The sequence below is a fragment of the Micromonospora mangrovicola genome (genome assembly GCF_047200535.1).
Lineage (GTDB): Bacteria > Actinomycetota > Actinomycetes > Mycobacteriales > Micromonosporaceae > Micromonospora.
The window spans coordinates 1-13,404 of record NZ_JBJZOG010000136.1 but is presented as its reverse complement, the minus strand read 5'-3'; the positions used below and the strand labels follow the sequence as shown (position 1 = coordinate 13,404).

The window sequence follows — 13,404 nt, the reverse complement described above, 5'->3', positions numbered from 1 at the left end:
ACGACCTGCGGCAGGCGCGCCGCCGGCCTGGCCTGCCGCAGCAGCGGGGGCAGGGGCACGGCGTGGTCGACGGGCACCACCGGCTGACGGAGAGGGGGGGACCGGAGTGAGCGGGTTCGTCGCCGTGGTGGCGATGCTGGGCCTGGCGGGTGCCGCGGTCGCCGCGCTCTACGTCGCGCAGCTGCTGACCACCGTGCGCGCCGAACCGTTGACGGTCGCCCCGTTCCTGTCCGGGCTGCCGCCACGCCAGCACGCGGTGTCCCGCTTCCACGTCCGCTGGTACGCGGTCAGCCTGCTGTTCCTGGCCTTCGACGTCGAGATGCTCTTCATGTACCCGTGGGCGGTGGTGGTCGCCCAGGTCGGGACGCCGGCCGTGGTGGAGATGTTCGTCTTTCTCGGCCTGCTGATGGCCGGTGTGGTCTACGCCTGGCGCGAGGGCGCCCTCCGATGGGCCTGATCACCGACCGCCTCGCCCGGTGGGCGGTCCGTCGACCGCACCTGCTGGTTGCGGCGGTACCTGGGGCGACCGCGGCGTGGCTGGCGGTGGAGGCGGAAGCGGCCCGGCTCGGCGGGGTGCTCGTGCGGGACCCGGCGGACGCGGATCTGCTCGTGGTCGCCGGCGCGCCGGGCGCCGAGCTGGCCCGGGCGGTGGAGCGGGTCTGGGCGCAGTTGCCGGTGCCCCGGGCCCGCGTCGAGGTCGTCGAGCCGGACCGGGTGCACCTGGCGCTGCGAGCCGGTCGGCGGCGGCTCGCCTCGGCGGGTCCCGGCGACGAGACCGCGCGGACCGGCGACCACGGCGGCGGCCAGGATGACGTCGGCGGCCACGGTGACGGCGGTGGCCAGGGCGGCGGGCGTGGCGGAGAACGCGGCGACGGCGGTGGGCGCGGCGGCCACGGTGCGGACGGCGGTGGGCGCGGCGGCCACGGTGCGGGCGGCGGTGGTCACGGCGGCGACGGTGACGAGGGAGAGCAGGGCGGCCACGCGGCCCACGGTGCCGGGGGCGGACACGACGGTCGCGGCGGCGGAATGGCCATGCCGGGCGGGCTGATGATGGCGCAGCGAGCCGAGGACCGCGACGGCCTGACGCTGGACGTGCTGCACCTGCCACTCGGTCCGGTGCTGGGCGACTGGCCAGCCGGTCTCGTCGTCGAGCTGACCGTTCAGGGTGACCTGGTGCAGGCCGCCACCGGACGGGTGCTGGGGCCGGCCGGGCCGGTGGGGGAGCCGTACTGGGCCGCCGGCCGGGGGGAGTCGCGCCGCCGCCGGCACGCGGCCGCCCACCTCGACTCGCTCGGCCGGCTCTGGGCGGTGGCCGGCTGGCCGGCGGGCGCGGCGGCGGCTCGCCGGCTTCGCGACGCGCTGCTCGCCGACGTGCCGCTGGCCGTGGCGTACGACGGCTTCCGGGCCCTCGACCGCCGGGCCCGGCGGTCCCGCCCGTTGCGCTGGGCCACCGACGGCCTGGGGGTGCTGTCCGTGCGGGCGGCCCGGGAGGCCGGGATTCGCGGGCCGGCGGCGCGGGCGGCGGACGAGGGCGGCGACGTGACCGCCCGGTGGTGCCGCTGGCTGGACGAGACCGCCCGGTTGCTCGCCGGCGCGGAGCCGCGCGACGGCGACGGGCCGCGCGGGGACGTGGTGTCCGGTCGGCCCCCGTCAGTGCCGCTCCTGGCCGTGGCGACCCGGCTCATGGTCGGGGCGGACGTGGCTGCCGCGCGACTGGTGCTGGCCTCCTTCGACCCCGACCCGGACGAGTTGGCGCTCGCGGCGGGGGAGGGGGCGGGATGACCGGCAGCCCCTGGTGGAGCGTCCTGCCGGCTGCCGTGGCGCTGCTGGCGGTCGCGGCGGTCGGGGCGGTGCTGGACGGAGTCCTCGACCCGGCCGGCGGCCCGACGGTGTCGGCCCGCGCCGGGCGGCCGGTGTGGGAGTTGGCCCGGCTGTTGCGCCAGGGCCGGCGTCGGATCATCGCGGCGGATCTGTTGCTCTGGCGGCTCGGCCTGGCCGGTCCGCTGGTGGTGGCGCTCCTCATGATCGTGGTGGTGCCGGTCGGCGGCCGGGTGGTGGCGGACCTGCCGGTGGGCGTCGTCTGGTTCAACGCGATGGACGTGCTCCTCTGGGCGGCGGTGTGGCTGGCCGGTTGGGGCGCGAACAGCACGTACGGTCTGATCGGCGGCTACCGGTTCCTGGCCCAGGCCCTCGGTTACGAGCTGCCGCTGATGTTCGCCCTCACCGGGCCCGCGCTGGCGGCGGGCAGCCTGCGGGTCACCGACGTGGTGGCGGCGCAGCGCGGGCTGTGGTTCGTGGTGTGGATGCCGGTGGTGTTTCTGGTCTTCGTGGGCGCGGTGCTGGCGTTCAGCATGTCGGGTCCGTTCGGCTACCCGGTCGGGCCGGACCTGGCGGGCGGGGTGCTGGTCGAGCCGGCCGGCGTGGACCGGCTGGTGCTGCTGGTCGGCCGGTACGCGCTGCTGGCGGCCGGCGCCGCGATGGCGGTGGCGCTCTTCCTCGGCGGCGGCCACGGGCCCGTGCTGCCGGGCTGGCTGTGGAGCCTGGTGAAGACGGTCGCCCTGCTCGGCTGCCTGGTGGCGGTGCGCCGCCGGGTGCCGGTGCTGCGGGCCGATCGGCTGATGCGGTTGGCCTGGCTGGTGGTGCTGCCCGCCACCCTGCTCCAGCTGCTGGTCGTGGCGGTGATCGTGCTGGTGAGGAGGTGACGATGGCGATCGTGGCGTTCGTCGTGCTGGGGGTGGTCGCGGTGGCTGCCGGGATCGCGGTCTTCACCGTCGACTCGATGGCCCGGGCCACCTTCTCGCTCGCGCTGTCGTTCGTGGCCGTCGGCGGTGAACTGCTCCTGCTCGGCTCGGCGTACCTCGGCGTGATCACCATCCTGATGATGGTGATGGAGATGGCGATCATGGCGGTCTTCATGATCATGTTCATGATGAACCCGGCCGGGCTGATGCCGATGTCGATGATGCACAACCGGCGGGGCGCCCTGGTCGTCAGCGTGGCCACCTTCCTGGCCCTGGCCGCCGGATCGCTGCTGGTGCCCTGGCCTGCCCGCCGGGGCGGGCCGCCCGCCGATCCCACCCGCGCGCTCGGCGAGGCGGTGATGGGCGAGAAGATGCTGGTGATGATGGCCGTCTCGGCGGTCCTCTTCGCCACCATGGTGGGCGCGCTGGTACTCGCCACCGCCCGGGGCCGGTACGACCGCGCCGCCGGTCCGGACGCCCGCGAGGAGCCGTCGTGACCCTCCCGATGTTCCTGCTCCTCGCCTCCGCCCTGATCAGCGTCGGCCTCTACGGCGCGCTCAGCCAGCAGGCCGTGGTCATGGTGATGATGGGCCTGGAGCTGATGATCAACGGGGTGATCGTGGCCGCCGCCGCGCTCTGGTGGTTCCTGGCCCCGCAGCGGCCCGACGGTCAGGTCCTCGTCCTGGTGGTGATCGCGGTGATGACGGTGGAGATGGCGATGGGCTTCGCCGTGGTGACCCTGCTCTTCCGCAGCAGCGACGCCGACATGACCGACATGGCCGGGGAGCTGAAGGGATGACGGCGGTCCTGTGGTGCCTGGTCGCCCTCCCGGCGGTGGCCGGCGGAGGACTGCTGCTGGCCGGCCGCCGGGCCGGGCCGGCCGCCGGCGCCGTCGCGCTCGCCGTCGCCGCGGTGGTCACCGTCCTCGCCGGGCTGGTCGCCGTCGCGCGACCGGTGGCCGGCGCGCCGTTCCTGCCCGCCGGTCGGTGGGGGCTGACCGTGGACGGGCCGGCGGCGCTGGTCGTGCCGGCGGTGGCCGGGGTGTCCCTGCTGGTGCTGGCCTTCGCCGCCGCCGAGATCCGGCAGGACCGGTCCCGGTTCCACGGGCTGATGCTGCTCTTTTTGGCCGCCGTCCTGCTCACCGTCACCGCCGGCAGCCTGCCCGTGCTGCTGCTCGCGTGGGAACTGATGGGTGCCATGTCGTACGCCCTGATCGCATTCGACTGGCGCCGGGACGACCCGGTGGCGGCCGGGGCGACCGCCTTCCTCACCACCCGGCTCGGCGACCTCGGCCTCTACCTCGCCGCCGGGGCGGCGCTGGCCGGTGCCGGCTCGCTCGACCTGGCCCGGCTGGCCACCCTGCCGCCCGGCTGGCGGGATCTCGCCGCCGCCGGAGTCCTCGCCGCCGGCTTCGGCAAGGCGGCCCAGCTGCCGTTCTCGTTCTGGCTGTCCCGCGCCATGCTCGGCCCCAGCCCGGTCAGCGCGCTGCTGCACTCCGCCGCCATGGTGGCGATGGGCGGCTACCTGCTGGTCCGGCTGCATCCGCTGCTCGCCGCCACCGGCTGGGCGGTCGACGTGGCGGCCTGGGGCGGCGCGCTCACCGCCCTCGTCCTCGGCGCGGTGGCCCTCGCGCAGTCCGACCTGAAGCAACTGCTCGCCGCCTCCACCAGCGCCCAGCTCGGGTACGTGGTGCTCGGCGCGGCGGTGGCGCCCCCCGGCGCGATCGCGCACCTGGTCGCCCACGCCGCCACCAAGGCGTTGCTCTTCCTCGCCGCCGGGGCGTGGCTGACCGCCCTGGGCACCCGGCGGCTGGCCGCGCTGCGCGGCGCCGGCCGCCGCCACCCTCTCGTCGGCGTCACCTTCGCGGTGGGCGCGCTGGCGCTGGCCGGCGTGCCGCCGCTGGCGCTCTGGGCCACCAAGGACGAGGTGCTCGCCGGGGCCCGCGAACACTCCCTCGGGCTCTACCTGGTCGGGCTGGCGGGCGCGCTGCTCGCCGCGCTGTACGCCGGTCGCGCGCTGGCCGTGGTGCTCCGCCCGGCCCCGCCCGGCGTCGAGGCCGGCTACGACACCGAACGGCCCGGCACCCGGGAGGTCCGGTACGGGCAACGGGTGCCGCTGGTCGTCCTGGCCGGCGGTGCGGCGGTGCTCGGCTGCCTCGCCCTGCCGCCGCTCGTCGAGGCGGTCGCCCGGAGCGTCGGGCAGGGGCCTCCGCCGCGGGTGCCGGCGGCGGAGTTGCTGCTGTCCGGACTGCTCGCCCTCGTCGGGGTGGCGGTGGCCGTCGCCGGCCCCGATCGGCTGCCCGCCCCCGGCTGGGCCCGCTCGTGGCTGGGCCTCGACGCCGCCGCCCGGCAGGCCGTGGTGCGGCCCACCCTCGCGCTGGCCCGGGTCCTGGCCCGGTTCGACGACCGGGTGCTCGACCGGGCGGTGCACACCCTGCCGAGCGCCGCCACCGGGCTCGCCCGGCGGCTGGCCCGGTTCGACGACACCGGGCTCGACCGGGCCGTGACCGCCTTCGCCGACGGGACCCGGGGCTTGGCCGTGCGTGCCGGTCGCGTCGACGACGGTGGTGTCGACCGGGTGGTGCAGGCCCTCGCCGGGGCGGCCCGGCGGCTGGGGCGGGCGGCCCGGCGGCCCCAGACCGGCCTGGTGCACCAGTACTACGTCCAGGCGGTTGTCGCGCTCGCCGCCGCCGTGCTGCTCCTGCTGCTGACGAGGTAGGCGATGCTCTCCCTGATCGTGTTCGCGCCGTTGGCCCTGGCGGTCGTCCTGCTGTTGTGGCGGGGACTGCCGGACCGGGCGGTGTCCTGGCTCTGGATCGCGCTCAGCCTGGTCGAGTTGGCCGCGATCCTCGCCGTCTGGTGGGCGTACCCGGGACGGGGCGTGGCGTACGAGACGAACCGGCCGTGGATACCCGGCGCGGGGGCGGGTTACCACGTCGGAGTGGACGGCCTGTCGCTGCCGCTGCTCGCCCTCACCGCAGTGGTCTTCGCAGCGTGCGCCGTCTACTCGCTGCGCCGCCAGCCCCGGCCCCGGCAGTTCGCCGCGCTCTTCCTCGCCCTGCAGACCACCTGTCTCGGCCTGTTCGTCGCGCTCGACCTGATCCTGTTCTTCGTCTTCTTCGACCTGTCCATCGTGGGCATGTACGCGGTCATCGCCGGCTGGGGCCACGGCGCCGACGCCCGGCGTTCCGCGCTGAAGTTCTTCCTCTACACCTTCCTCGGCTCGCTGGCGCTGCTGCTGGGCTTCATCGGTCTCTACGTCGCGGCCCGGCCGCACACCTTCGACATCCTGGCGCTCACCCGGGACCCGCCGCTGACCGGTGGCACCGCGGGCGGGCTGGTGCTGCTCGCGATCCTGCTCGGGCTGGCGATCAAGACGCCGACGTTCCCGTTCCACACCTGGCTGCCCCCGGCGCACACCGACGCGCCGGCCGCCGGGTCGGCCGTGCTGGCCGGGATCCTGCTGAAGATGGGCACCTACGGCTTCGTCCGGATCGCCATGCCGTTGCTGCCCGCCGCCTGGCGACGGTACGCGCTCGTGATCGTCCTGGTGGGCCTGGTCAGCGTCCTCTACGGAGCGCTGGTCGCGCTCGCCCAGACCAACTTCAAGCGGATGGTGGCGTACACCTCGGTCAATCACATGGGCTACATCGTGCTGGCCGTCGGGGCGGCCGGACTGGTGGCCGGGTCCGACGCGCAGGCGCGGTCGGTCGCGGTGACCGGCGCGGTCACCCAGATGGTCAGCCACGGCCTGATCACCTCCGCGCTGTTCCTGCTGGCCGGGGTGCTGTACCACCGCGGCGGGACCTACCAGATGGACGCGTACGGGGGACTGGCGACCGACACGCCACGCTTCGCCGCGCTGACCGCGGTGGCCGCGTTCGCGAGCCTCGGCCTGCCCGGCTTCAGCGGTTTCATCGCGGAGTTCCAGATCTTCGCCGGCAGCCTCGGCACCGCGCCGGTCGCGGTGGCGTTCGCGCTGCCCGGCATCCTGGTCACCGCCGGACTGTTCCTCTGGGCGCTGCACCGGATCTTCCTCGGCCCCACCCGGCACCGCCTGTCGGCCGCCGCCGACGTCACGGTCGCCGAGATGGCGGCGGTGGCCCCGCTGCTCGCGCTCGCGCTGCTCATCGGGGTGTTCCCCCGGTTGCTGCTGGACGTCGTCGAGCCCGCCGCCCGTGCGGTCGTGGAACTGGTCGGCCGGTGAACGAGCACCCGCTGGCCCTGCTGCCGGAGATGGTCCTGCTCGCCGGCGCCGTGGCGACCCTGCTGACCGGCGCGTTCCTGCCCCGCGACCGGCAGTGGATGGCCCGGGGCGTGGCGGTGGCCGCCCTGGTCGCCGCCGTCGCCGCCACGCTCCCGGCGCTCGGTGCGCGGCGCACCGTGTACGGACACAGCTACGCCATCGACGCCGCCACCACCACGGCCCGGCTGCTGATCCCGGTCGCGGCCCTGCTCGTCGTCGGCATCGCCAGTGGCCGGGTGGCCGGCAACCGGCGGGAGACCGAGTTCCACGTCCTGACCCTGCTCGCCACCCTCGGCGCGGTGCTCCTTGCCGGGGCGTCCGACCTGCTGCTGCTGGCCGTGGCCTACCTGCTCTCCTCGGTGCCGCTGTCCGCCCTGGCGGGCTGGGCCCGGGACCGGCGTGGCGCGGAGGCGGCGCTGAAGGTCTATCTGATCGGCGCGCTGCTCGGGGTCGCGTTGCTCGGTGGCGCCGCCCTGCTCACCGGCGTGGCGGGCGGTGCGAGTGACTACGACCGGCTGGCCGACGGCTTGGCGGCGGCGCCGTCCGTGGCGGTGGCGGTGGGCGTCGTCGGTGTGCTCGCCGGGCTGCTGTTCAAGATCGGCGCGGTGCCCGGCCACTTCTGGGTGCCCGACGCGGTGCAGGGTGCGACGATCCCGGCCGGTGCGTTGCTGACCACCATCCCCAAGCTCGGTGGTCTGCTCGCGGCGTACCGGCTGTTCACCGTCGTCCCGGTCGACGTGGTGAACTGGCCGCTGCTGGTCGCGGTGCTGGCGGCGGTGAGCATGACCCTGGGCAACTTCGCCGCGTTCGGCCAGGCCGACCCCCGCCGGCTGCTCGCGTACTCCACGGTCAGCCAGGTCGGCTACCTGCTCATGGCCGTCGCGGTCGCCGGCCGCGCGGACCGCGCCCTGCCGGCCCTGCTGGCCTACCTGGCCGGGTACGCGGTGACGAACCTGGGGGCGTTCGCCGTGCTCGCCGCCGAGCCGCACGACAACCTGGCCGGCTATCGCGGCCTGGCGGCCCGGCGGTCGTGGTCCGCCGCCGCGCTGGTGATCTGCCTGCTCGGCCTGGTGGGCACCCCGCCCACCGCGGTCTTCGCCGGCAAGCTGCTGGTCTTCACCGCCGCCTGGGACGGCGGCCTGGCCTGGCTCGTGGTGGTGGCTGCGGCCAACACCCTGGCCAGTCTCTTCTACTACCTGCGCTGGCTGGTGCCCGCCTTCTCCGGTGTCGACCGGCGACCGGCGCTGCCTCGGGCGACCCGCCGCCGGGCGCTGGCGGTGAGCGGCGCGGTCGCGGCGGGGGCCGCGCTGCTCGGCGCCGTGGCGACCGTGCCGGTCTACCGGCTGGTGGAGCAGACGCTCCAGCGCTGACACCGGGGGTCCTGCCCCCGTCGCGCCGCGTCATCGTGTAACCGTGCAACAATTGCCTTATGCAACGAGCAGGTCTCCTGGCGCGTCGGATCGCGCCCACTCCCCCCTGGACGCGGAGCGGCGGCTCCCGCCCGGCCGTCACGCTGCCGCGCCGCTCGCTGGTGCGGGTGGTCGACGAGATCCGTGGCGGCTCGACCGGGTTGCTGGTGCTCGCCGTCCTGGTCGGTGCCGGCGCGGGCCTGGGCGCGGTGGCGTTCCGCTGGCTGATCGGCACGGCGACCCGGCTGTTCTCCGGCCACCCCGACTACGCCGCCGTCCCGGGGGCCGCCCACCCGCACCTGCCGGCCCTGGGCCGCTGGTTCGTGGTGCTGGCCCCGGTCGCCGCCGGGCTGCTGTACGGGCCCCTGGTGCACCGGTTCGCCCGGGAGGCCCGTGGCCACGGCGTTCCCGAGGTCATGTACGCGGTGGCGCGCCGGGGCGGCCGGATCCGGGCCCGGGTGGCCGCCGTCAAGGCGTTGGCCAGTGCCCTCTGCATCGGCGGCGGCGGCTCGGTCGGCCGGGAGGGGCCGATCGTCCAGATCGGCTCGGCGCTCGGTTCCACGGTCGGCCAGTGGGTGCGGCTGCCGGAGACCCGGCTGCGCCTGCTCGTCGCGGCCGGCGCCGCGGGCGGGATCTCGGCCACCTTCAACACCCCGGTGGCCGGTGTCTTCTTCGCCCTCGAGCTCATCCTCGCGGACTTCGCGGTCGAGTCCTTCGCCGCGGTGGTCCTGGCCGCGGTGACCGCCGGGGTGATCGGCCGGGCGATCCTGGGCGACGTGCCCTTCCTGCGTCTGCCGGCCTTCCAGGTCGCCTCGCCCTGGGAGTACCTGCTCTTCGCGGTGCTCGGCCTGCTCGCGGCCCTGGTCGGCGTCGGGTTCAGCCGCACCCTCTATTTCATCGAGGACCTGTGTGACCGGCTCTGGCGCGGACCCGAGTGGCTCCGGCCCGCCGTCGGCGGCGTGTTGCTGGGCGGCCTGCTGCTGGTGCTGCCGCAGATGTACGGCGTCGGCTACCCGGTGCTCGGCGACGCGGTCGCCGGCCGGTACGCGCTGGTGTTCCTGCTCGTCCTGCTGGCCGGCAAGATCCTGGCGACCAGCCTGACCATCGGCATCGGGGGATCCGGCGGGGTGTTCGCCCCCTCGCTGTTCGTCGGGGCGATGCTCGGTGCCGCGTTCGGCGCGGTCGTCCACGCCACGCTGCCCGGCCTGACCGGCCCGACCGGGGCGTACGCCCTGGTGGGGATGGGTGCCGTCTTCGCCGGCGCGGCCCGTACCCCGATCACCGCCGTGGTGATCATGTTCGAGCTGACCGGCGAGTACAGCATCATCCTGCCGCTGATGGTGGCCATCGCCCTGGCCGCCGGCCTGTCCCGGCTGCTCTCGGCGGACACCATCTACACCAGGAAGCTGAGCCGGCGCGGCGTGGCGCTGGACGCCGGCGTCCCGGTGGAGCTGGACCGGCTGACCGTGGCGGCGGCGGCCCGCCCGCTGCCCGTGCCGCTGGCCCCGGAGACGGCGCTGGGCGAGCTGGCGGCCCGCTTCGCCGCGGACCCGGACACCGTCCTGCCCGTCGTCGACGGGCAGGGGGAGTTCCGGGGCGTGGTGCTGGCGGCGGAGGTGGAGGCGGCGACCCAGGACGGCGCGGTGGACGTCACCGCCGCCCAGCTGGCCCGAACCGTGCCCGCGTTGCGCCCCGAGCAGCCCCTGGAGACGGCGCTGGCCGAGCTGATCCGCAACGGATCCGCCCTGCCGGTGGTGGATCCGGGGGGCGGCGGGGTCAGCGGCTGGCTGACCCATCGCGAGATCCTGCACGTGGTCGCCAGGGGGTCGACCGCCCCGCGGCCACCCGAGCCGGGCCGACCGGCCACACCGCCCGGGGCGGCGGTGGAGCCGACATCGTCCATGGCTGCCGAGACCCGCTGACGCGCGTCCGGTCGGGCCCGGCGAACGGGCCCGACTCCGGGCCCGGGCCGTTGAGCCGTCGACCCCGGCGGGTTCGTCGCCGTTTCGTCGCCCGGGATGCGGGTACCGGCCTGGGGCAGACGGCGGCGAAGGCGGGGAGGCGTGATGAATCTGGGTCGGTTCGGCGACGTGCTGGTCGGCACCGCCGGCGATGTCGCCGGCACGGTGGTGGATCCGCGCGAGGGCCTCAACAAGCTCCGCTCGGCCCTGTCCGTCCGGGCGGTGGCAACCGTGGCCGTGGGTCTGCTGCTGGGCTACGCCCTGGCCCGGTCCGGCCGGCGCGCCTGACGGTGCGGCCGCCGCCGCTGGCCCGGCACCGCCGGCGGGACCGGAGCCGGCGCGCGGACCCCGCGCGGCCTCCGGAGCCGGCGGACCAGCCGTGACCGTGTTCGCGGAGCTGATCGGCGAGCCGGGCCGGTTGGCCTGGGTCGCGGTCAAGGCGTTCCTGCTCTACGTCACCGCCGTGGTCGGGCTGCGCGTCAGTGGCCGGCGCACCCTCGCCGAGCTGTCCCCGTACGACTTCGTGGCCGCCATCGCGGTCGGCGCCATCGTCGGGCGGCTACCCACCGTGCGGGACGCCAGCTTCCTCGCCGGCGCGATCACCCTGCTGGTCATCCTGGCCACCCACGCGCTGTTCACGCGGGTCCGGCGGACCCGTACCGGCCGGGGGATGCTCGAGCCGGCGCCGGTGGTGGTGATCGCGCAGGGGCGGGTGCGGCACGAGGAGCTGCGCCGCATCGGGTTGACCCGGGCGGACCTGGACGAGCTGCTCCGCCAGCACGGGGTGAGCGACCCGCGGACCGTGCGGCTGGCCGTGTTGGAGAAGCAGGGGCGGCTGTCCGTGCTGCCCCGCGACAGCGCGTGAGCGCGGGTGCGCGAGCCGAAATCGCCCGGTCGAGCCGGTTTGCCGCATCGAAAGGCGGGTAGCCGCCTAACTATCCGCACTCGCGCACGGTGTCCGGTCCGGCGGACCCGGCCCACCGCCGCCGAGCCGCGGTCGCCGCTCGGCCCGACCGGACGGACCGGGACGGTACGACCCCCGGAACGAGGAGGACGACGTGCAGGAGATCGTGGGCGAGAGCCTGGCCCGACGGTTGGTGGAGTGGGGCGTCGACACCGTGTTCGGCCTGCCCGGCGACGGCATCAACGGCCTGATGGAGGGCTTCCGCCGGCAGCGGGAGAAGCTGAGGTTCGTGCTGGTGCACCACGAGGAGGCGGCGGCCTTCATGGCCACCGGCTACGCCAAGGCCACCGGGCGGCTGGGCGTGTGCGCGGCTACCTCCGGGCCCGGCGCGATCCACCTGCTCAACGGGCTCTACGACGCCAAGCTCGACCACGTGCCGGTACTGGCCCTCACCGGCATGCAGGAGACCTCGGTGCTCGGGCAGCACTACCAGCAGGAGGTGCACACCACGCTGCTCTACCAGGACGTGGCGGCCTACAACCAGATGGTGACCAACCCGCAGCAGATGCCCGGGCTGGTGGACATCGCCATCCGCAACGCGCTGGCGAAGCGGACGGTGGTGCACCTGACCTTCCCGAACGACGTGCAGGTGGCGGCGGCCGGCGAGGACCCGTACCGGCACGTGAGCCCCGGGACGCCACCGAAGAGCAGCCCGGCGGCGTCGCAGCCTCCGCTGCCCGCGGACCAGGCGGACCTGGCCCGTGCCGCCGAGGTGCTCAACGCCGGCAAGAAGGTCGCCATGCTGGTCGGCATCGGCGCCCGGCACGCCCGGGACGAGGTGCTCGCCGTGGCGGAGGCGCTGGGTAGCCCGATCGTCAAGACCCTGTCGGGCAAGATGGTGGTCCCCGACGACCACCCGCTCACCACCGGCGGCCTCGGCCTGCTCGGCACCAAGCCGAGCGAGGAGTTGATGGAGGAGTGCGACACCCTGCTGATGGTGGGCACCTCCTACCCGTACGGGAAGTACCTGCCGTCGCCGGGACAGGCGCGGGTGGTCCAGATCGACGTCGACGCCAGCCTGATCGGCATGCGGTTGCCGGTGGACGCGCCGGTCACCGCCGACGCCAAGCTCGCGCTGCAACAGCTCCTACCCCTGATCCAGGCCCGCACCGACCGGTCCTTCCTGACGAGGTACCAGAAGGAGCACGAGACCTGGCGCTCGAACATGGTGGCCCTGCAGGACCCGACCCGCGACCCGATCGCCCCGCAGTACCTGATCAGTTGCGTGGACGAGGCGGCCACCCCGGACGCCATCCTGACCTGTGACTCGGGGACCATCGCCACCTGGGCGGCGCGGCACTGGACCATCCGCGACGGCCGGGAGTTCTACCTCTCCGGCAACCTGGCGACGATGGCGCCCGGCCTGCCGTACGCGGTCGCCATGCAGCACGCGTATCCCGGCCGGCAGGTCATCGCGTTCGTCGGCGACGGCGGCTTCGCCATGCTGATGGCCGAGTTCCTCACCGCCGTTCGGCACGAACTGCCGATCAAGGTGATCGTCAACAACAACAACGCCTACGGGCAGATCCTCTGGGAGCAGATCATCCTCGGCTACCCGGAGTACGCCGTGCGGCACCAGCAGCCCGACGCCGACTTCGCCGGCTGGGCCCGCGCCTGCGGAGGGTACGGCGCTCGGGTCAGCGACCCGAAGGCGCTGCCCGGCGCGATCCGGGAGGCGCTCGCCCACCCCGGTCCGGCGCTGGTCGACTGTGTCGTCAACCCGAACGAACCGCCGATGCCCGGCAAGGTCGAGTACGACCAGGCGAAACACTTCACCGAGGCGTTCCTGCGCGGCCAGCCGCACAAGGTGGCCACCCTCGCCACCGTCGCCCGCGACAAGATCAACGAGCTGCGCTCATGACCGAGCTGCTGCCCGCCCCGGTCCTGCGCCCACCCGAACCGGCCCACGACATCGACCTCGACGCCCTCGCCGCCGACCTGCGCGCCGAGGTCGACGGGGAGGTCCGGTTCGACGCCGGCTCCCGCGCCGCGTACTCCACCGACGCCTCGAACTACCGCCAGGTCCCGCTCGGCGTGGTCGTACCCCGGACCGTGGCGGGGGGGGGGGGGGGGGTTGTCCCCCT

13 protein-coding genes are annotated in these 13,404 nt (G+C 75.0%); all 13 read left to right on the top strand.

Features of this window, described 5'->3' with window-relative positions; all coding sequences use genetic code 11:
* The first annotated feature begins 133 nt into the window (after positions 1-133).
* The gene (locus ACL02O_RS31075) at positions 134-457 is read left to right on the top strand and encodes an NADH-quinone oxidoreductase subunit A (protein ID WP_412821742.1); all 324 of its coding nucleotides are present in this window, start codon (positions 134-136) and stop codon (positions 455-457) included.
* The gene (locus ACL02O_RS31070; protein WP_412821738.1) at positions 448-1,782 is read left to right on the top strand and encodes a hypothetical protein; all 1,335 of its coding nucleotides are present in this window, start codon (positions 448-450) and stop codon (positions 1,780-1,782) included. The genes ACL02O_RS31075 and ACL02O_RS31070 overlap by 10 nt, the downstream gene beginning before the upstream one ends.
* A complete protein-coding gene (locus ACL02O_RS31065) occupies positions 1,779-2,702 on the top strand; it encodes a complex I subunit 1 family protein (protein WP_412821737.1) in 924 nt (307 codons plus the stop codon). Before ACL02O_RS31070 ends, ACL02O_RS31065 begins: the two co-directional genes overlap by 4 nt.
* Positions 2,703-2,704: 2 nt before the next feature.
* Positions 2,705-3,238 carry an NADH-quinone oxidoreductase subunit J gene (locus ACL02O_RS31060; protein WP_412821736.1) on the top strand — a complete coding sequence of 178 codons (534 nt, stop codon included), beginning with the start codon at positions 2,705-2,707 and terminating at the stop codon, positions 3,236-3,238.
* Positions 3,239-3,246: 8 nt separating this feature from the next.
* Positions 3,247-3,540: an NADH-quinone oxidoreductase subunit NuoK gene (locus tag ACL02O_RS31055; RefSeq protein WP_412821741.1), complete on the top strand. Its 294-nt coding sequence runs from the start codon at positions 3,247-3,249 to the stop codon at positions 3,538-3,540.
* On the top strand, positions 3,537-5,459 hold the full coding sequence (locus ACL02O_RS31050) for an NADH-quinone oxidoreductase subunit 5 family protein (RefSeq protein WP_412821735.1): 1,923 nt from the start codon (positions 3,537-3,539) through the stop codon (positions 5,457-5,459). Before ACL02O_RS31055 ends, ACL02O_RS31050 begins: the two co-directional genes overlap by 4 nt.
* A 3-nt stretch (positions 5,460-5,462) precedes the next feature.
* Positions 5,463-6,947, top strand: coding sequence for a complex I subunit 4 family protein (locus ACL02O_RS31045; RefSeq protein ID WP_412821734.1), 1,485 nt, complete (start codon positions 5,463-5,465; stop codon positions 6,945-6,947).
* 29 nt (positions 6,948-6,976) lie between these two features.
* The gene (locus ACL02O_RS31040; RefSeq protein ID WP_412821740.1) at positions 6,977-8,356 is read left to right on the top strand and encodes an NADH-quinone oxidoreductase subunit N; all 1,380 of its coding nucleotides are present in this window, start codon (positions 6,977-6,979) and stop codon (positions 8,354-8,356) included.
* Between the two features lie 59 nt (positions 8,357-8,415).
* Positions 8,416-10,317, top strand: coding sequence for a chloride channel protein (locus ACL02O_RS31035; RefSeq protein WP_412821733.1), 1,902 nt, complete (start codon positions 8,416-8,418; stop codon positions 10,315-10,317).
* A 144-nt stretch (positions 10,318-10,461) separates the two neighbouring features.
* On the top strand, positions 10,462-10,644 hold the full coding sequence (locus tag ACL02O_RS31030) for a hypothetical protein (protein ID WP_412821732.1): 183 nt from the start codon (positions 10,462-10,464) through the stop codon (positions 10,642-10,644).
* A gap of 91 nt (positions 10,645-10,735) precedes the next feature.
* Positions 10,736-11,221 carry a DUF421 domain-containing protein gene (locus ACL02O_RS31025; protein ID WP_412821731.1) on the top strand — a complete coding sequence of 162 codons (486 nt, stop codon included), beginning with the start codon at positions 10,736-10,738 and terminating at the stop codon, positions 11,219-11,221.
* A 193-nt stretch (positions 11,222-11,414) separates the two neighbouring features.
* Positions 11,415-13,181: a thiamine pyrophosphate-dependent enzyme gene (locus ACL02O_RS31020; RefSeq protein WP_412821730.1), complete on the top strand. Its 1,767-nt coding sequence runs from the start codon at positions 11,415-11,417 to the stop codon at positions 13,179-13,181.
* A 5-nt stretch (positions 13,182-13,186) separates the two neighbouring features.
* Positions 13,187-13,404, top strand: a 218-nt coding sequence (locus ACL02O_RS31015) for a hypothetical protein (protein ID WP_412821739.1), incomplete at its 3' end; no start/stop codon positions are given.